This is a genomic window from Nonomuraea sp. AD125B, from assembly GCF_041402765.1.
In the GTDB taxonomy this organism is placed as follows: domain Bacteria; phylum Actinomycetota; class Actinomycetes; order Streptosporangiales; family Streptosporangiaceae; genus Nonomuraea; species Nonomuraea bangladeshensis.
Map to the genome: position 1 here is coordinate 330,317 of NZ_JBGLOU010000013.1, position 18,817 is coordinate 349,133.

13 protein-coding genes and 1 pseudogene are annotated in these 18,817 nt (G+C 66.0%); 9 read left to right on the forward strand and 5 right to left on the reverse strand.

Features of this window, described 5'->3' with window-relative positions:
• The first annotated feature begins 264 nt into the window (after positions 1-264).
• Entirely contained in the window at positions 265-1,392 is a 1,128-nt protein-coding gene (locus ACBR40_RS32335; protein ID WP_371251197.1) for a hypothetical protein, read from the forward strand.
• Between the two features lie 533 nt (positions 1,393-1,925).
• On the opposite strand, the gene ACBR40_RS32340 is transcribed toward ACBR40_RS32335, so the two are convergent.
• Positions 1,926-2,405 (reverse strand): TspO/MBR family protein, encoded by a 480-nt coding sequence (locus ACBR40_RS32340; protein ID WP_371251199.1) that lies wholly within the window; start codon positions 2,403-2,405, stop codon positions 1,926-1,928.
• 703 nt (positions 2,406-3,108) lie between these two features.
• Here ACBR40_RS32340 and ACBR40_RS32345 point away from each other — a divergent pair.
• Positions 3,109-3,423 (forward strand): hypothetical protein, encoded by a 315-nt coding sequence (locus tag ACBR40_RS32345; protein WP_344205020.1) that lies wholly within the window; start codon positions 3,109-3,111, stop codon positions 3,421-3,423.
• A 235-nt stretch (positions 3,424-3,658) separates the two neighbouring features.
• On the opposite strand, the gene ACBR40_RS32350 is transcribed toward ACBR40_RS32345, so the two are convergent.
• Both ACBR40_RS32350 and ACBR40_RS32355 read right to left on the reverse strand, forming a co-directional pair.
• Positions 3,659-4,300, reverse strand: coding sequence for a response regulator (locus ACBR40_RS32350; protein WP_371251201.1), 642 nt, complete (start codon positions 4,298-4,300; stop codon positions 3,659-3,661).
• The gene (locus ACBR40_RS32355) at positions 4,297-6,066 is read right to left on the reverse strand and encodes a sensor histidine kinase (protein ID WP_371251203.1); all 1,770 of its coding nucleotides are present in this window, start codon (positions 6,064-6,066) and stop codon (positions 4,297-4,299) included. Before ACBR40_RS32355 ends, ACBR40_RS32350 begins: the two co-directional genes overlap by 4 nt.
• 113 nt (positions 6,067-6,179) lie before the next feature.
• On the opposite strand from ACBR40_RS32355, the pseudogene ACBR40_RS32360 reads away from it, so the two are divergent.
• The 3 genes and pseudogenes from ACBR40_RS32360 to ACBR40_RS32370 all read left to right on the forward strand — a co-directional run.
• A pseudogene (locus tag ACBR40_RS32360) lies at positions 6,180-6,833 on the forward strand (ABC transporter ATP-binding protein); the annotation flags it as partial.
• Between the two features lie 144 nt (positions 6,834-6,977).
• Entirely contained in the window at positions 6,978-7,142 is a 165-nt protein-coding gene (locus ACBR40_RS32365; protein WP_371251204.1) for a hypothetical protein, read from the forward strand.
• Between the two features lie 606 nt (positions 7,143-7,748).
• Positions 7,749-8,525 carry an ABC transporter permease gene (locus ACBR40_RS32370; protein WP_371251205.1) on the forward strand — a complete coding sequence of 259 codons (777 nt, stop codon included), beginning with the start codon at positions 7,749-7,751 and terminating at the stop codon, positions 8,523-8,525.
• A gap of 844 nt (positions 8,526-9,369) precedes the next feature.
• Here ACBR40_RS32370 and ACBR40_RS32375 read toward each other — a convergent pair.
• Both ACBR40_RS32375 and dapA read right to left on the reverse strand, forming a co-directional pair.
• Complete coding sequence (locus tag ACBR40_RS32375; protein WP_364450909.1) at positions 9,370-11,055, reverse strand: ribonuclease J; 1,686 nt, start codon at positions 11,053-11,055, stop codon at positions 9,370-9,372.
• Between the two features lie 54 nt (positions 11,056-11,109).
• On the reverse strand, positions 11,110-12,027 hold the full coding sequence (gene dapA, locus ACBR40_RS32380) for a 4-hydroxy-tetrahydrodipicolinate synthase (protein ID WP_344205030.1): 918 nt from the start codon (positions 12,025-12,027) through the stop codon (positions 11,110-11,112).
• Between the two features lie 1,722 nt (positions 12,028-13,749).
• Here dapA and ACBR40_RS32385 point away from each other — a divergent pair.
• The 4 genes from ACBR40_RS32385 to ACBR40_RS32400 all read left to right on the forward strand — a co-directional run bounded on the left by ACBR40_RS32385 (position 13,750) and on the right by ACBR40_RS32400 (position 18,642).
• Complete coding sequence (locus tag ACBR40_RS32385; RefSeq protein WP_344205032.1) at positions 13,750-14,466, forward strand: GntR family transcriptional regulator; 717 nt, start codon at positions 13,750-13,752, stop codon at positions 14,464-14,466.
• 924 nt (positions 14,467-15,390) lie between these two features.
• On the forward strand, positions 15,391-16,047 hold the full coding sequence (radC, locus tag ACBR40_RS32390; protein ID WP_344205034.1) for a DNA repair protein RadC: 657 nt from the start codon (positions 15,391-15,393) through the stop codon (positions 16,045-16,047).
• A 1,591-nt stretch (positions 16,048-17,638) separates the two neighbouring features.
• Entirely contained in the window at positions 17,639-18,115 is a 477-nt protein-coding gene (locus ACBR40_RS32395) for a GntR family transcriptional regulator (RefSeq protein ID WP_344205036.1), read from the forward strand.
• A 41-nt stretch (positions 18,116-18,156) separates the two neighbouring features.
• A complete protein-coding gene (locus tag ACBR40_RS32400) occupies positions 18,157-18,642 on the forward strand; it encodes a GntR family transcriptional regulator (protein WP_344205038.1) in 486 nt (161 codons plus the stop codon).
• The last annotated feature ends 175 nt before the right edge of the window (positions 18,643-18,817 follow it).

An 18,817-nucleotide genomic window follows, 5' to 3' on the forward strand; every position in this document is an offset into this window, starting at 1 on the left:
CGCCCGCACAGCCGCCCATCAAGGCATGCACAACCGCCCTACACACCGTCCCCACAACCGATCAGCACGCCGCTCCGCACACCCTCCCGACACACCACCCCCACGCAGCCGCCTACCAGGGCCATGCACAACCACCCAGAACGCCGCACCGCACAACGCCCTACCTGGGCCGGGCCGTTCCCCTCAAGACCAAGCCAGCCAAAGCCAAGTAGTAACCACGCAACAGCAGCAGCCGCCTCATCCGTCAGGAGCCGAGTGGGTCCCATGAACATCGCATATGTCTACCCCTGGGACGTGGTCGGCGACCCGTCCGCACCCGACCGCCTCGCCGCGCTCGGCGTGGACGCGATCGCCCTGGCCGCCAGCTACCACTCGACCCGGGCCGCCACTCCGTACCACCCGTCACACCGCGTCCTGGACGCCCCGTACCCCGCCTTCTACCTCCCGGTACGCCCGTCCGCCTGGTCCCGCCTACGCCCGGCGTCCCCGACCTGGACACCGGCCGACGCCTTCCTACAGGCGAGGGACGCCCTCAAAGCGGTCGGCCTCCAGGTTCACGCCTGGACGGTCCTGACCCACAACTCCCGACTAGGCGCCGCGAACCCCGATCTGATCGTCCGGAACGCCTTCGGCGACCCGTATCCGTACGCGCTGTGCCCCGCCCACGACGACGTCCTCGACTACTGCGACCACCTCGTCAGGGAGATCCTCACGCTCGCCACGCCTGACGGTTTCATCCTGGAAGCCTGTGGCCCGATGGGCTTCAGCCACCTGAGCGTCCACGAAAAGACGTCCGGCGCCGACTGGACCGCCGTGGACTCCGACCTGCTCTCCCTCTGCTTCTGCACATCCTGCGCCCCTCGTTACCCGGAGCCCACCGAAGCGAGAGTCCGCGCAGTCCTCGACCGCACCCTCCCGACCTCCGACTTCCTCACCGTGGAAGAAGCCCTCGGTCCCCTCGCCGACGAAGTACGCACCACCCGCGTCGCTCTCTCCGCAACCCTGCGCCACCGCCTCCTGACGACCATCCGCGAACTCGCCCCGAACATCCCCATCGCCCTGCACGCCAACCCGGACCCCTGGGCAACCGGCGCCTTCGCCGCTCTCCCGTCAGGCGACCCCGCCGCCGACGTCCTGGTAGCCAGTTGCTGGGGCGATCCCAGCCAGGACGCGCCCCGCCTGACTCACCTGACCACCCTGACCACGCCCACCCAGCGCGTAGGCGCCTACGTCCTCGCGCTCCCCCCACGCCCAGCGGACGCATCGATCCTGGCCGACCACATCAGAACGTACGCCAAAGCCGGCGCCACCGACTTCCACCTGTACCACGCAGGCCTGGCCTCCCCCACCCGCCTGGCAGCCCTAACCGAGGCCCTACGCCAACTCACCTAACCCCAGCCCCCGTGCACCCAGACGCCAATCCCCTAGACACACCACAACCACACCACCAGCCGCCTCCGAAGGCAGACCGGAACATCGACTTCAGTCCGCCCCATGTGCACCAAAGAACAGCCCTGCGCCAGCGACAGCCCATCAGATCAGAAAGCGATTCACCGGGCCGCATATCCGCCGCCCAACCCGGCACCCCCGTACAAGGCCCTGCCCCCTCAAGCCTTGCAACCCCTCAGAGCCCGATGCCCACTGCGAGCCCGATGCCCACTGACGAGGCCGGGTTCCCACTGACGAGGCCGGGTTCCCACTGGCGAGGCCAGTTCCCGCGGGGCTGTGTAGACCCAGCCGACTTCACCTCCAGGTCAGCTCGCCCCCAGGTGAACTCAGCCCCGATGCCGACATCGGCTGAATCGCCCGGTCCCGCAGGCATCCCACCGCCAGCGCACACGAGGCCCCCAACAACCGTCTCGGCGCTTTCGACAACCCGCCCGCCGCACCTGCACGAGTCAGACCACCAGCTCAATCACCAGCACTCAGCGATTACGCCGAACGATGGAAGCGTTGAGAGCCGTCGCGAACAGAGTCCACACCGCATAAGGCAACAGGACAATCCCTGCCACGCGATCGACCTTCATAGCCTGCCGGACGAGCACGACGTTAGAGACGTTGAGCGCCGCTATCTCGGCCAACGCCCACCGAGGCGAACGCGCCCGAAAGAAGATCGCAGACCACGTCGCGTTGAGTGCCAAATTTCCAGCCAGAGCCCGCTCGACCGCCTTCTGCTGCTGCCCGTCCCCCTGAGACAGCGCCCGCGCGCCCCCGAACGCGATGAGCGCATAGAGCGGCGTCCACACCAGTGGGAACGCCTGCGCCGGTGGCTGCCAGCCAGGCTTCCGCAGCCGCCGATACCAACGAGTACGAGGATTCGTTCCGATTGATCCCACGACCGCTGTTACAGCGCTGGCCACACCAGTCCGCAGCAGTGCTTTCTTCATCGTCATCGCCATCGCCATAGCAGTCGCCCCTGCCCCACACGGACCAGACTAAGCAGCATCACCCAAAGCGACCGGATATGGCCAGATCCAATCGACATGTGACCACAGTCATCAGAACCGCCGAACTTAACCGTATTATCTGCGACTATGGCCCTACGCCAAGCGGGAAAATATCAGGCCCCACTGATAATTCCCCGAGTCCTTTCGGCATCACTCGATTCTGCGTCAAGAATACCGGCCAGCCACAGCAGCCCGAACCAGTGTACAAACGCATCAAGAGCCATCACGGGAACTAGCGTCGCTATCGATCATTGAAACCGTTAGACACAGATTCCATCAAGAAGCGCTGCAATCTCCGCCAGGACGACAACCGCCCCTACCGGAACCCCTCGCACCGGCCCGGCCCTCATCTCCCACATCCGCAGCCAACCCCGGCGAACGCTTCCACCACGCGCCTACACTCACACTCCACGCATAACAGGCAAAACGGCCACGACTCAGCTGTCCTCAGGGGCAGTTTTCTTCCCCCCGAAACTCCGGCCAAATCGGACATGCTGGGGCTCCGGGATGAACGGCTCAACACGCAGAAGTACAAACCCACTCCCGCCGCCGACCGCTCGTGCCACAGCACCCCCAACTGCTTGCGACCATGGATAACAGCAAGCGAGACCCGGCCATGAGAGGCCGACGTCTCTCCCGACTACCGCAAAGGTAGGAATGCGTGGACGTGCAGACGGAGATCCTCGGTCTGAAACTGCGTGTTGAGGCTCTGGAGGCGTGCATGATCGCCGACACTGACCGCACGGCAACCGTGAGTATCATCACCGCCCTCCGAACGGACATCGCCGAACTCCGAGCCGACGTAGCCGAAGATTTCGCAGCGTGGGGCGACGAGGTGGCCGGCGTTCGCTGCCAGCTCAACGACTATCTCAAAACTTCGCACTCCGACCTCGTGCGAGCCCTCGACTCACTCCGTTGCGAGATGATCGACCTGGGCATCCGGCTCGACCGCCTGTTGGAAAACGGCGAATCCTAACCGAAATCAGTGCCCTCGACCCCATCGGGGGCACATACTCAAAGCGCCATCACCCAATACATCAATAGGGGCTCTAAAGTCGCAAAGCCGCCAGTCCGACGAACTGCCCCAACCGCCCAGTCATACCAGCGACAGCCAAGCACTACCGATATACCGGTCCCGCAAACCGCATCCGGACTACTACGACATACTGCCTTGCTATCGACATGCCCTAACAACGTCACCCCTCGGCCGCTCATAGCGCGGCAGAGACCAACCCACTCTCGTAGGCAGCAATCACCAATTGCGCCCGATCCCGAGCCTCCAACTTGGCCAGCAGCCGGGTGATGTGCGTCTTCACCGTCGCCAAGCTCACTTGCAAATGCAGAGCGATCTCCCCGTTCGACAATCCACGCGCGATCAGCAGGAGCACCTCGCGCTCCCGCTCCGTGACCCCATCCAGCCCTTTCACCTGGGGAAACACCGGACTACGAGCGAACTGCTCAATCAACCGCCGCGTGACCGTGGGAGCCAGCAGCGCTTCTCCGCCGGCCACAATTCGAATGGCAGCCAGCAGCTCGGCGGGAGGTGTGTCCTTGAGCAAGAACCCGCTCGCCCCTGCGCGCAGAGCATCGTAAACATACGCATCCAAGTCGAACATGGTCACAACCAGAACCCGAGACACCTCTCTGACCTGCCGCGTGGCCTCAATACCGTCCATCTCCGGCATTCGTACATCCATCAGCACCACGTCTGGCTTCTGCCTCAGGGCTACCGCGACCGCCTCCGCCCCGGTGGCCGCCTCTCCGACCACAGCGAGGTCCGGCTCGGAGTCGACCAGCACCTTGAAGCTGCCCCGGAGCAAGGCCTGGTCGTCGGCAATGACCACTCGAATCACGTGACCTCCTCCCCGTACGGCAAGCGTGCGAATACCCGAAATCCTCGTCCAGGCAGACCTCCGGCCTCAAAGGCGCCGCCGTACATCATCACCCGCTCTCGCATGCCGATCAGCCCATGACCGGCCCCTGCAGAGGGCAGAGTTCTCCTGCCCGGTCCGTCATCGACGACTTCGATCCTCACGTCCCTTCCATCACCCAGAACGGAGACCCGGCACCGTGCCGGCGCGGCATGCTTGATCACGTTGGTAAGCGCCTCCTGCACGATCCGGTACACAGCCAGCTCGACCCCCTCAGGCAATCGCGCTACCGAAGACCCGGCGGCCGTGGTAGTGCCACCAATGCCCCCGCCACCAACTCCGTGGTCACCAACGCCCTCGCCGCCAGACACGACACCACTAACAGCTACGCCATCAGCACCAGCGCCTAGGGCGGCGGTGTCAGAAGCCGTGGTACCGAAAGCCGTGGGTCCGGAACCCGTGGGTCCGGAACCCGTGGGTCCGGAAGCCCTGGGCCCAGAAGCCGCGGGGCCAGCTGGTGCACCGTTGGCCCGTACACCCTCGGCCCCTCCACCGTCACCTGAAGCGCCGTCTCCACCAGCGCCACGAGCCGTACTGTCATCAGTCACAGAGCCACCAGCCGTGGCACCGCTCATGCCGTTACGGCCCGCGCCATTACGACGGCCCGCGCCATTACGCCGCGCACCGCCACGGTCGACGCCATCGATGCCGTTGAGCCGCTCGACGCCCCGGTCATCGTCATCTCGACCGGCAGCACCTCGACCTGAAGCATCTCGACCGACAAGCTCATCGCCACCGACGTGCTGTCCATCCGAATCGTCCTGGTCTTCGCTCGGGCTTCCGATCACGCTCCTCTTCCCCGTGGCAGCGTGGAAGCGCGCCTCGAACTGCACCTCAATTCCTGCGGACCGAGCTTGTCGGACAAGACCGTCCAGCCCAGCAAGCCCTGGGGACGGGGTTCGATCCGCCGCATCAGAAGTCGATCGCAACATCCCGAGCAAGTGCCGCATCTCGATCAAGGCGCCGCGGCTCGCGGTCTCGATCACGCGTAAGGCGTCCCGCGCTTCCTCCGGCCTGGTCGCGATCACGTGATTCGCCACTCCGGCCTTGACCGCGATCAAGCCCACGTTGTGCGTGACGACATCGTGAAGTTCTCGGGCAATCCGCAGCCGTTCCTGTGTCACCGCCTGCGCAGCCAATCGCTCGGCATTGCGCGCCGCGTACAGTCGGCGCTCGTACACGGCTCTGCCGATCGTCCAGGCGCCGCCTAGCGCTGCGATGCCCATCAACGGCTCGTCGAGGTTCACGACCCATGAGGGGACGGTCTGCGGCGTACCCGCCACCACCAACCCCGCGACGGTGAACAGACTCAGCGACCCGATGGCCGAGACCGGCACCAGGCTGCCGACTCGCTCGTTCAGCGCGACCACGTAGAGCGCGTACGCGGGCGCGAAGTAGGAGAACGTGACGGCGCCCGTGATCTGAGCTACGACCGCGAGCGCCAGTGTGAACAGGAAGACAGGCATCGGCCACACCCTCCGCAACGCCAAGGGCAACCCGAGCCCGAGCGGCAGTGCGACCTTCGCCCACGGCGGAAGGTGCGCCGCAGCGGCCGCGGACGTGAGGAACACGAAGGCGATGACGATCCCCGCCACCAGGTCGAGCATTACCAACTGCCCGCGCCCCAGGCCTCTGGCGAAGAAGGGGCCGCGGTCCTTGCTGCTCACCCTGTCGAGGTTCTCGTCCACGCGAGGAACCGTAGCCGCTGCGGCGGCGTGCGCACATCAACCCGGGGTCTGACCTTGAAGTTCGGACCGTGGTCCGACGCGCTTGCCGCCCGCCGTCCGGCAAGCTTCACGCCGTGATCGAGCTTCAGCACCTCACCAAGCGTTATGGCGGCACTCTCGCCGTCGACAACCTGACCTTCAACGTCGAGCCCGGCCATGTGACCGGTTTCCTGGGCCCCAACGGCGCAGGCAAGTCGACGACGATGCGCCTGATATTGGGCCTGGACGCCCCCGCTTCCGGGCAGGCGCTGATCAACGGCCACCGCTACACCTCGTTGCGCAAGCCTATGCACGAGGTCGGCGCTCTGCTGGACGCCGGCGCGGTGCAGGGTGGCCGCAGTGCCTACAACCACCTGCTCGCCCTGGCCCGCACCAACGACATCGGCCCGAGGCGTGTAGCTCACGTATTGGAGGAGGTGGGCCTGGCTGGTGTGGCGCGAAAACGCGTGGCCGGTTTCTCTCTCGGGATGAAGCAACGGCTGGGCATCGCCGCCGCGCTGCTGGGAGATCCCGGTGTGCTGATGTTCGACGAGCCGGTCAACGGCCTCGACCCTGACGGTGTGCGCTGGATCCGCGACCTCATGCGTTCCCTGGCCGCCGAGGGCCGGACGATCCTGCTGTCCAGCCATCTGATGAGCGAGATGGCCCTCACCGCCGAACGCATCGTCATCATCGGCCGAGGCCGGCTCATCACCGAGGCCACGGTCGCCGACCTGACCAGTCGCTATCCGTCCCTGGAGGACGCCTACATGGCCCTGACGGCCGACAGCATCCAGTACGGAGCAGCCAGATGAGGGCCGCCCTCTCCGCCGAGCGGCTCAAGCCGCGCCCACTGCCCTTCCCTCTGTCAGGTCCTAGGCACGGCGGTCCTCATGGTGGTTCTGGGCCCGGCTTGGACGTTGCACCTCAGCAACCTGGCCGACCACCCTGGGTTCTGCACGCCCCCGAACCCGGAAGAGGGCCTCCTGCCACTCATCCAGATCAACCTGGCGGTCCTGGGCATGCTGGCCGTGCCCAGCGAGTACGTGCTGACATGACTGCACAAGCCCCGGCACAGTCCCGCACGCCACTAGGTTATTCCTGACCAACAACGCTCTCGTCGTCCTGGGGAGCTTCATGTCGGCGAGTGCGGCACTCCTGAGGATCCATGCGCTGAGCCGACGATCGCGGACCGTCCGCTACCTCGTGTTCAACTCGGCCTCCACTCCGACGATCTTCCGATGCTGCTGGCATCTGGGATGTCGGTCACCGCCCTGGCCCTCACCGAGCTGGCCATCGGCACTGCCCTGAGGTCGAAGGCAGACGTCGTCGCCTCCGTCGCGGCGGTGTTCCTCGTCCTCCTGGCATCGTGGCTTCCTTCCCTCGCCCTGGAACACCCGCGTCGCCACATTCCTGCTGCCCAGCCTCATCCCGCAACTGGCCGGCGAACGCCTCTCGATCCGCTTCGGCGGCGGCTTCCTCCCGCCATGGGCCGCCCTCGCCGTCCTCATCGCCTATCCCGACGCCGCCCTTCCCATCGGCCATCACCTGCTTCAGGAGAAGAAACGCATGATCCCCGCGAAAGACCGCCGCTCGGCCCCCTGTACAGCCGCAAACGGCTTCGAGCACCGCACCCGTCTCACCGCCTGCCAGGGAGCGGCGTCATGAGTGTCCTTGCCGCCGAATGGTTGAAAGTCCGCTCAGTCCGATCCACCTACGTGATCCTCGGCATGAGCCTGGGGACCATCCTCCTGGGCCTCGCGCTCGCCGTGATGGCCGCAGGGATGTACGACAGCGCGCCGCTGGACAAGCGCCCGGACGCGCGCATCGCAGATCTTGAAGAAGTCCTGGTGATCGTGCCTCAACTGTGCCTGGGCATCCTGGGCGCGTTGGCCGTGACCTCCGAGTACGCGACGGGGCTCATCAGAACGAGCCTCGCGGTCGTCCCTCGGCGTTGGCCGGTTCTCGGTGCCAAAGCGGCCACCGTCGGCACAGTGGGCCTGATCATCGGTCCGATCGCTGTCTTCGGCACTTACGCCGTGTCCCGGGCGGTGCTCGGCGACCGCTTCTCCGGTGCGTACGCCAGCCCGTTCGTGGACAGGATGCCCGTCCTGGCCGTTCTCAGCCTCACGGTTCCGGTGTTCGCACTGCTCGGGCTCGGTCTGGGCGCTCTGCTCCGCTCCACCGCCGGATCGATCGCGGTCATCGTCGGCCTCGTCTACGTGATTCCGATGATCATCGGCAACATTCCCGAGCCATGGAGTGAACGGCTCGGTTCGGTCATGATCGGCGCCCTCCCCCGGCAGATCACCGGCGACGGCAATGCCTCCTCGGTGTTCGGCTCTCTCCTGTCACCCGCGACCGCCACCACAGTCCTGCTCGCCTATGCGGTCCTGCCCCTCCTCGCCGCCACTTGGGCGATTCGCCGGAGGGACGTCTGACCTGGGCCGGGGCGCCTCTTTGCGGCATATCGAAGCGGACGTCTGAGGTGACGTCGAAGGGAGGTTTTGCATGCACCCACCATCCTCACGGCCGTACCCGCTTCCCAGCGACATGCCTCGGGAAGCGGGCGCGCGCCGCCGTCCAGAGCCGGCGGCGAGCTCGGGGCCGTCCTCCCTACCCGGAACCGCGCACCGCTGCGTTCAGGGCGTTTGGCGCGGCCTTCGGCGTTTCCTGGGATTGCTGTGGACGGCTTGCGCCTGGCGGAAGCCACCTCTCGGAACTATCCAGGCCCCTGGCCAAGGCGTCGTTTCGCTGGTTCTCCGACAGCCGCAGCCGCCGGGGCGTCCCCGTAGGGTTCGGCGAAGGCCTCGGCGATCAGGACAGCATGAGCGACGGAGGAGGGTTCAGCACGCTGAGGTTCGGCCGGCGCTCTCGTACCGGGATGAAAACCTGTCGCTGCTCACGAACAGCAGCGCGAGGGCATTGCCCGCGGAAAGCAGTACCGCGCCGTCGGCCCCAGGCAGCAGAACTGCGCTGCTCACCGCAGGTGATGGGGCCTCAGGTACGGTCGCCTACGATGCCTGCACAGCCGTGACCAACGGTGGCAGAGCCGCTGTGTCGTCCGCCGGTCTCGACGGCACACCTCCATCAGCACTGGATGGTGGCGAAGGCCTGCCCTCGGTACGGCAAGGGCGAGTGACGTCCGTACGACAGAGGCGTAGGTCGTCGCTGCGGCAGAATCGAGTGGCGTCAGTGCGGCGGACGAGGGTGACGTCAGTGCGGCGAAAGCGGATGACCTCGGTACGGCAGACGAGAGTGACGTCTGCCGTACCGACAGGGTGGTCAGACTTCGACCACCACAGGAATGATCATCGGCCGGCGCCGGTAGGTGTCGCTCACCCAGCGTCCCACCGTACGCCGGACCACGCGGCGGATCTCCTGCATGTCCACCACGCCATCGGCGGCCTTCTCCTCGAGCGCCCGCTCGATCTGCGGGATGAACTCGTCGAACTGCGCAGGATCGATACCCGAGCCGCGAGCGTGGATCTCGGGGCCGGCGGTGAGTTTGCCGGTGGCCGAATCGACGACCACGACCACGGAGATGAATCCCTCGTCGCCGAGAATCCTGCGGTCCTTGAGCGAGGTGTCGGTGATCTCTCCCACGGAGGTGCCGTCCACGTACACGTAGCCGGCATGCACCGCGCCGGCGATCCTCGCCCTGCCGTCGACCAGGTCGACCACGACCCCGTCCTCGGCGATGACGATGTGGTCGTCGGGAACGCCGGTGAGGGCGGCCAGCTTGGCGTGAGCGCGCAGGTGGCGCCACTCCCCGTGCACGGGCATGAAGTTCGAGGGGCGGGTCAGGTTCAGCACGTACAGGAGCTCGCCGGCGGCCGCATGGCCGGAGACGTGCACCTTCGCGTTGCCCTTGTGAATGACCCGGGCGCCCCACCTGGTCAGCCCGTTGATCACCTTGTTGACCGCTGTCTCGTTCCCGGGCACGAGCGAGGAGGCCAGCAGCACGGTGTCACCCTGGGCGATGCGGATCGGGTGATCGCGATTGGCCATCCGCGACAACGCCGCCATGGGCTCGCCCTGCGAACCGGTGCAGATGAGCACCACGTCCTGCGGCGGCCACTCCTCGATGTCCCGGGAGTCGACGATCAGCTCCGGTGGCACCTTGAGGTAGCCGAGGTCGCGGGCCACGCCCATGTTGCGCACCATGGATCGGCCGACCAGGGCGACCTTGCGGCCGTGCTTGGCGGCGGCGTCCATGACCTGCTGGATGCGGTGCACGTGAGAGGCGAAGCTGGCGACGATGACTCGTTGCTCGGAGGTGCGGATCACCTCGTCGATGACCGGCGCGATCTCTCGCTCACTGGTGACGAATCCGGGCACCTCGGCGTTGGTGGAGTCGGACATCAGCAGGTCGACGCCCTCACTGCCGAGCCTGGCGAAGCCGCCGAGGTCGGTGAGCCGGCCATCGCTCGGCAGCTGGTCCATGCGGAAGTCGCCGGTGTGCAGGACGATGCCGGCCGGTGTCCTGATCGCCACGGCCAGTGCGTCCGGGATCGAATGGTTGACCGCGAGGAACTCGCAGTCGAATGGCCCGAAGACGTGCCGTTCGCCTTCGACGACCTCCAGCTTGTTCGGCTGGATCCGGTGCTCGCTGAGTTTGGCCTCGATCAGGGCCAGAGTGAGCTTGGAACCGATCAGAGGGATGTTGCGTCGTTCGCGCAACAGGTACGGCACCGCCCCGATGTGGTCCTCGTGGGCGTGTGTCAGCACCATGGCCTCGATGTCGTCGAGGCGGTCCCTGATGTACTCGAAGTCGGGCAGGATGAGGTCGACGCCCGGCTGGTCGGGTTCGGGGAACAAGACCCCGCAGTCGACGATCAGCAGGCGGCCGTCGTATTCGAACACGGCCATGTTGCGGCCGATCTCTCCCAGCCCGCCGAGCGCGACGATGCGCAGGCCGCCTTCAGGCAGCGCCGGCGGGGGGCCAAGCTCAGGATGCGGATGGCTCATGCATGGCCCCCACTATCAAATGGTCTGTACAAAACTGCCAGTTCCTCCCCGTTCCTATACGTCTGTCAACTTCACCCCGCCGGCCACCAGGCAAGCACGCAGCTCGGCGATTTGCTGTTCTGTGGCGTCCACGAGCGGCAGCCGTACCGGGCCCACCGGCACGCCGACCATGCTCAGTGCCGCCTTTGCCATGATCGCGCCACCCGCGCGCAGCATGATGCCGTCCACCACGGGCGCGACCTGGGTGTGAACGGCCAGCGCTCCGGTGATGTCACCGCTCTTGTGCAGGCGGATCATCCGTGCCAGCTCGGCACCCACCACGTGTCCCACCACGCTGACGAACCCGGCAGCGCCGAGCGAGAGCCAGGCGAGGTTGAGCAGATCGTCGCCGGAGTAGAAGGCGAGATCGGTCGCCGTCATCACCTGGCTGGCGGCGAACAGGTCGCCCTTGGCGTCCTTCACGGCCACGATGCGCTCGTGTTGCGCGAGCCGGATGAGCGTCTCCGTCTTGATCGGCACACCGCTGCGGCCCGGGATGTCATAGAGCATCACGGGAAGGTCGGTCGCGTCGGCGACGGCGGTGAAGTGCCGGTAGAGCCCTTCCTGCGGAGGCTTGTTGTAGTAAGGCGTCACCACGAGCAACCCGTGCGCACCGGCGCGGGCTGCCTGTTTGGCAAGCTCGACGCTGTGGCGGGTGTCGTTCGTGCCCGCTCCCGCCACCACGGCCGCGCGGTCGCCGACCGCGTCGAGGACGGCGCTGACGATGCGCTGCTTCTCCTCGTCCGAGGTGGTGGGGGATTCCCCGGTCGTCCCGTTGACGATCAAACCGTCGTTGCGCTGCTCGTCCACCAGGTAGGTGGCGAGCCGACGCACAGCACCGTAATCGACTTCGCCGTCCGCGGTGAACGGCGTGACCATGGCGGTCAGCATGCGGCCGAAGGGCGCATCGGTGGTTCCAGTTGGCGATGCCATAGTGCGAACGCTACCTGGATTCGGAAATCCATTGGACGCCGCCACCCCGCTTTGCCTGCCTGGAACCGCTTTTTGCCCGCTTTCGCGGGCATTTCAGCGGACGCTCCCCCGAGGCTCGGCTCACAAACCACCCGGCTCGGGCAATCCGCTCCTGACTCCGTACGAACCGGGCTACCCCAACAGGTCGATCCACTATCCCGACCGGTCCGTCCAAGGGTTGCCGTAGCGCCGGACGTCGGCCGCCCCCTCATAAAGGTGCGCCGGCGGCGGGTCGCACCTTCCCGGGGCCGCGTTGCACTGCATCGGGCCGCGCCGGACCGCTCTGCGCCGTCGTCGCGCCGGGCCCTGGTGGGCCGGACCAGCCTTGGCCGAGCTGCGCGCGGTCGGGCTGCGCGCGGTCGGGCTGGGCCGTGGTCGGGCTGGGCCGTAGTCGGGCGGCCGTAGTCGGAGGGCCGTAGTCGGAGGGCCGTAGTCGGAGGGCCGTGGTCGAGCTGGGCTGGGCCGCTTTGGCCGGGCAGGGTTGAGCTGGGCTGGGCCGCGCCCTATTTGGGCCGGGCTGCAGCGCGCCGGGACGGGCCGATCGCGCTGCGCTGCTGTCGGGCTGGCGGACCGGGCCGCACTGACCGGGCCGGGGCTGCGCCCCGTTTGGGCCGGGCCTGCACCGTGCCGTGCGGTGCCGTGCCTGACTCTACCGAGCTAGGCCGGGATGTACCGGGTGGAGCCGGCTGGGCCGAAATGAGCCGGGGTCGGCCGGGCTGCACCGCGCCGTGCCGGACTGTACCGTGCTGGGCTGGGCTGAGCCGGGGTCGGCCGGGCTGCACCGCGCCGGGGCTGGGGTACCGCGCGGGCCGGGCGACGGCGTTGGTGTTGCGCGAGTTCCAGGACAAGCCTGTTCCACCCCCCTTCGATCGCCCCTCCACGAAGAGAGCCGGTCTCATGTCCTGGCCTCGCATCTCCGACCTGTGAACGGGCCGTGCAGGCCGCCCGTCGGCATCAGCCGCCTGTGCGTCCCGTGGAGAGGCCATAGACCAGCCTCGCGGGCCTCCTCAATGCCCCGGCTCAGCTCCACCCCTCCGACCTCGCCCCAAAATCCCGAAGGGCGCCTCGGATGCCAGCCTGAAACATGTCCCCGATCCTGGCTTACGTCTCGTCCGGCTTGCACCGTCTATACAGATGGATGTCCGATGCGGACAGTCCCTCCTCGGCATCGCACAGGCACCAGGAAGGACGTTGCGCAGGCTGAACGTCACCGGCCCGGGCTTCACGGAGAGTCATATGGGTGCAGTTGGAGCAAACAAGGACGAATCAGGCTTCTCAGGCAATGCTCTCTCGACCAGGAGATCGAGTCGAACGCTTCCCCTCTTCATACGAACGAGGAGGACATGTCGGGACCAGAACATTACCGCGGGCCGTTCGGCGCAGACGGTTGCCGGGCCGGTCGTTGAGCAGGTAGTCGTCGCGTTCCACGAGGTCACAGCAGGTTGCGCCGATCAGCCAGACAAGACGAGCAATGGAAGAGGCCGCCGATATGTGCTCGGGGGTACACACATCGACGACCTCTACCGGAGAATCGGGAGCCCTTACGGCTGCGTTACAGACTTTCTCCGATAATTTTCCGCCATCGCAAAGTTGGGGCTCCAGCAGCCTTCGATGACGGTCGGTTACCTGCCGAATACGGCAACATGGGGCATCGCCTCACACGAACCCCCCAGGGATGGACTAGTGGCCACCTCAGATCCGGTCTACCTGCGTGTCGTCGAAGACATTCGGCGACAGATCACCGACGGCACCCTTCCCCCCGGTGCGCCCATTCCGTCGCGGGCGCAGTTGACCCGCAAATACGGGGTGGGCGAGACAGCCGCTCGTCATGCGCTGCGTGTGCTCGCGAGCGAGGGTCTCATCATCGGCCGCGTCGGCTCTGGCCATTACGTCAGGGAACGCCCCGTTCTGACCCCGCTCCACCGTTGGCGTTACCTCGACCATCCGGCCCCGATAGCGGCCGATCTGCAGTCTCAGGGCAGACGCGTGACCTGGGAATGGCACAGCGAACCGGCCGAGGCGGGGCCCGAGATCGCTCGGCGCCTCCGCATCAGGGAGACCACGACGCTGACCAAGACGCACTACGTCTTCCGCGGCGACGGCAGACCGCTCCAGATCGCCACCTCGTACGAACCGATGGACTTCGCGCCGCATACCGAGGAGGAGCGGCGCAGTCTGTTCGCGAGGCTGTACGCACACGGCATCAAGGTCACCGAGGTCGTCGAGAGCGTCAGCACCCGCGTTCCCCGCCCAGCCGAGAGCGACGCACTTGACCTGTCGGCGGGGGTGCACGTGCTGCACGTGGAGCGTACGCATTGGGCGGGCGATCGTCCCGTTGAGACGAGCGACATCGTCATTCCCGGGGACCGGTTCCGGGTGACGTACAGCATGCCTGCGTAGGAGCTGCTCAGCCGACCCCCGGGAAAGGCTCCGGGCGAGCCCCACCATTTCCTCGCCCGGAGCCTTCCACCATCCATACTCCGCATCAGTACGTCGAAGCCCAAGGCGAGCAAGGCAGTCATCACCCCCACCCCGCCTATTCGTCGCTTGTGATGTCGCAGCGCCGAGGACGCTCTTCGTCGGCGAGTGTCGGCGGCGCGACATGCCCGCGGGTCTCAGCTTCCGCTGTAGACGGTTGATTGCCGCGCCGGCGGGAGGGGCGCCCATGCGCTCGCCAGGGGTTCCGCGGCGCGAGGTCGCGTCGCCGTGCCTCCGTGAGCGGCAGGTCACGGAGTTGAAGCTGGCTGCGGTCACACCCTCCGCCCGCAACCAGAGCTCGGGTACGGGGGGGCAGGAAGAGGTCCGTCTGTCCGGCTGCGCGAGTTGCGTGACCTGATCGAGGCGGACGGTCGGGTGGCGAGTGCCTGCCCGCAGGGAAACCCGGCAGTGCTGAGACAGCAGTAAGACTTCCGGTTGAGGCATCGGCTTTCGGTCGACTGCCGTCTTGTCGTGAGCCTCCGCCCATGCGCGACCGTTTCTGCGCACGTTCGTCGTGACCAGCGCTCTCCGGGATGAGAGGGCGTGCTGCTGTACAACGCTCGGGTCGTCTGATCCGAGCAACACAACTTCGTGCTCCCCACCATAGACGAGATCACCCAAACTGTGGGCAGTCGGGCCACCTCGCGAGAATTGGCGATAAATCCCGATAAGGCACAGCAGCAGCAATCATCTACGTCTCGGAAGTAAGCGTTGTGTGCTCGTTGCGAAGCCAGCCCGGCATTTAGCCGCTTTACCCGAAATCTCTGCCGGTAGGCGATTAACGACTAGCAGAAGCAGACCGGGAATTGTCGGCCGTCGTTGATAAAACAGTCGCGGAGGTTGCCGATGCGTCTCAAAGACTTGTCCAAGCAAGACCGGCCCCGCGAACGCCTTATGTCCAGGGGTGCGAATGCCCTGGCGGACCGGGAGCTGCTGGCCGTGCTCCTCGGCTCGGGGTTCCGCGGCTCCAGCGCCCTGGATCTGGCCTCACAAGTCATCGATCACTGTGGAGACCTCGACAGGCTGGGCCGTTCCGACCCGCATCGGCTGCTCACCGTACCGGGCATCGGCCCCGCCAAGGCGGCAAGAGTCGCGGCCGCCTTCCACCTCGCCCGGCGGGCCGAGGCCGAACCTGAGCGCGAACGCATCACCAGCACCACCGAACTGGCCGGCCATTGCGCCCCTCTCCTCCGCGGACACACACAGGAACGCCTGGTCATGGTCGTGTGTGACACGGGCGGACGGGTGCTGAAACGGTCCGTCGTCACCGAAGGCGGCGCCGATCACACGGCGATGCCGGTTCGCGAGATGATCATTGAGGTGCTCACCACGGGCGGCGCGATGTTCGGCCTCGCGCACAACCATCCAAGCGGCTCCCTGGATCCGAGCAACGCCGATCTGGAAGCGACCGCCCGTCTCGTCGAGGCTGCCGAAACAGTCGGATTGCGACTGCTTGACCACCTGATCATCACGGACACCGCTTGGCGGCGAATCCCCACGTAAATGCCGTCCACTCGCCCACCGAACGCCAAAGGGAATCATCTTGTGTATAGCGTCGATCAGCCGTTGTCCAAGCTCGGCCCATGAGAATCTAATGCCGCGGGTAGGCCGTTATGGACGTCAGCCGGCCAGTGCTCGTCGTGGGTGTGGTCCTCCGCCTCCTGGGGCGAGGGTCATATCCATGCTTCCGCGCCGATCTCAGGCGAAGCGTTCTCGGTCGCGTCGATGGTTTTCTGACCGGGGCGTTCCGCCTGGGGTTGCGGCGCGAAGGCGCGCAGCGCGTGAAGGATGGCGTCTTCACGTGCGCCCGGCAGAGGTGCCCGTATTCCGGGTCCGCGGCTTCGGCTTGGAATACGGGCCCTCTGCCAACACCTACCGGTCAGCGCCGGCAGGCCTCTTTCGTCAGTGCCGGCAGCAAAGAACCCAGTACGATCCCAGCCTCCGATAGGGCGATATTCACCTCGGCGGCGTCGGTCCTCGCCAGTCAGCGGGGCCGGTGCTGTCGGACCTGCACTGGGTGGAATCTCGTGGCGGCTTGCTCTTGGTGACGTCCCTTTGAGGGGAGGACGTGATCGCGAGTAGCGTCGACGAAGCTCCACCGAACGTTGAGGTACTTTTCCAGGCGATCTCCAGCACTGCGGCTGTGCCGGGTCTCGTGGTCGTGGGCATGGCCGACGGCAGGTGCGGTGCAGAGGGAACACCTGCCGTGTACGGGACAGGTGAGCGGAGTTCACCTGTCCGCTCAACGGGCGCGGTCGTACCCGCGGCCGTGGAACACGACATCCTGAGCACCTTGATATCCCTGATACGGATGTCGTGTCAGACCCGGCTCGGCGGCGGCAGGCGAGCCGGGAAGCGGGGATTCCGTTCGAGATGACCCAGAAGTTCAGTCAGGCAGGGACCTTGGGCCGTTCGGGAGGCCCGGGTTCTTCACGGGCATAGCGGTTCACAGGGTGCAGGGTGCGCACTTGCGTGGTTCCGAACGGTGGGGTCATCTCGATTCGGGCGTAGATGATGCCGGCGCAAGATGCCGAGGTGGCGCAAGAGGTCGAGGCAAAGGTCGACGCGTAGATTTCGACACAAAGGTTCTCGGGGCAAAAGGTTTTCGGTGCCAAAGGTGTCAGTTGATACACAATGATCTGGTGTCGGGGGCGGGTTTTTGGGTCTGATGCGGGGATAAGTTAGGTCATTCCGCCGTGCAGAAGCCGCATCCATATCGTCTTTACGGCGACAGGTCTGAATCGGGGGCTCTCATCGATCAGGGTGCTTCCGCCGCCTCTGCGCGTTCTGCGGATGAAGAAGAGGCCGCCGGCTTGGCAGAGCTCGTAGGAGACGAGCTGGCAGGTACACGTGTAGTCGCGCACGCGTACGCGTTCCATGAGTGGACGAGGGGGTGCCCAATGCAGAGCGGCGTGGCCGGGGAGGGGGCGAGGGACATGAGCGGCGAGACAGGTGACTCGCGGCGCGAGGGCGAGCTCGGTCATGACCAAATAGTACGTCTAGTTGTATCTTCTCATGGAAGCAGTAAGGAGCATCTGTCTAAACGGACAGCATGATATGCCAGGTCTTGTACCTCTTCGCCTATGTTTCCTGTGTGCTCGACTACGACGGCGACACCCACATCTACCTCCAGATCGCCGACATCATCCGGCGGCGCGTTGCCGGGCTCTCCTCCGGACATCCGGTGCCCAGCGAGGCCGACATCCAGCAGGAGTTCGGCGTGGCGAGGACCACGGCCAGGCGGGCGATTCACGTTCTGCGCGAAGAGGGTCTTGTCTATACCGTTCAGGGCGAAGGGGCGTTCGTCGGCACACCCGACGAAGCTCCTCGCAAGAAGCGAAAAGTACCGCTGTACCAGCAGATAGCCTCGGACATCGCGGAACAGATCAAGTCAGGTGAGTTCAGCCCACGGCGTCCTATCCCGGGCGAGGCTGCCTTGGTGAGCCAGTACGGCGTCGCTCGTGAGACTGTGCGACGGGCCATGGCGCTCCTGCGAGAGCAGGGCTGGATTTACACCGTTGCGCAGCGTGGCAGTTATGTCTCACCGAAAGAGTCGTGGCCCCAGGCTTGATCTCACTCAACTGCTCGTATCGAGACGTCTACGCTGGGAACGTGCTCGACCGTGACGGGCCTGTCCCGCTCTACATCCAGGTCGCCGAGATCATCGAGGAATGGATCGCCAGCGGTGAGCTGACGCATGGCGACGCCGTGCCGAGTGAGGCCGCCATGGAGGTGGAGTTCGAGATCGCGCGCACCACGGCTCGCAACGTGGCGCGGGAGCTTCGCAGGCGCCGGCTGGTCCACACCGTTCGGGGAGAGGGCACGTTCGTGGGGCCGCCCGGGGTGCCGTTGCGGAAGCGTTCGAGGGCCATCTACGTGCGGATCGCGGACGAGATCGTGCTGCGGATTCGGAGGGGTGAGCTGCGGCCCCACCGGGCGATTCCGAGCGAGGAGTCGTTGATGCGGCGGCATGGGGTTGCCAAGGTCACGGCGCGCAAGGCTGTGGCAAGGCTGCGGGAGTGTGGCTGGGTGTTCACGGTGCCGCAGCACGGGACCTTCGTTTCGGCCCGGGAGGAGTGGCCGGTCGAATGGCGCTGATCGTCCAGCAGTGGTCGTCTAGCGCTGGCAGTCGTCGGTCCGGCTCGGGGTCACGTCCACGGACGTGGTGTATGAATCAAGCTTCGCGTGATCCTGTTTCTGCAGGTTAAGCGGTAAGTGTCTGCGGGAGCGGGTTCTGGGCCGGTGTGTCGCTTGCGATGAGCCGGACGCGGGC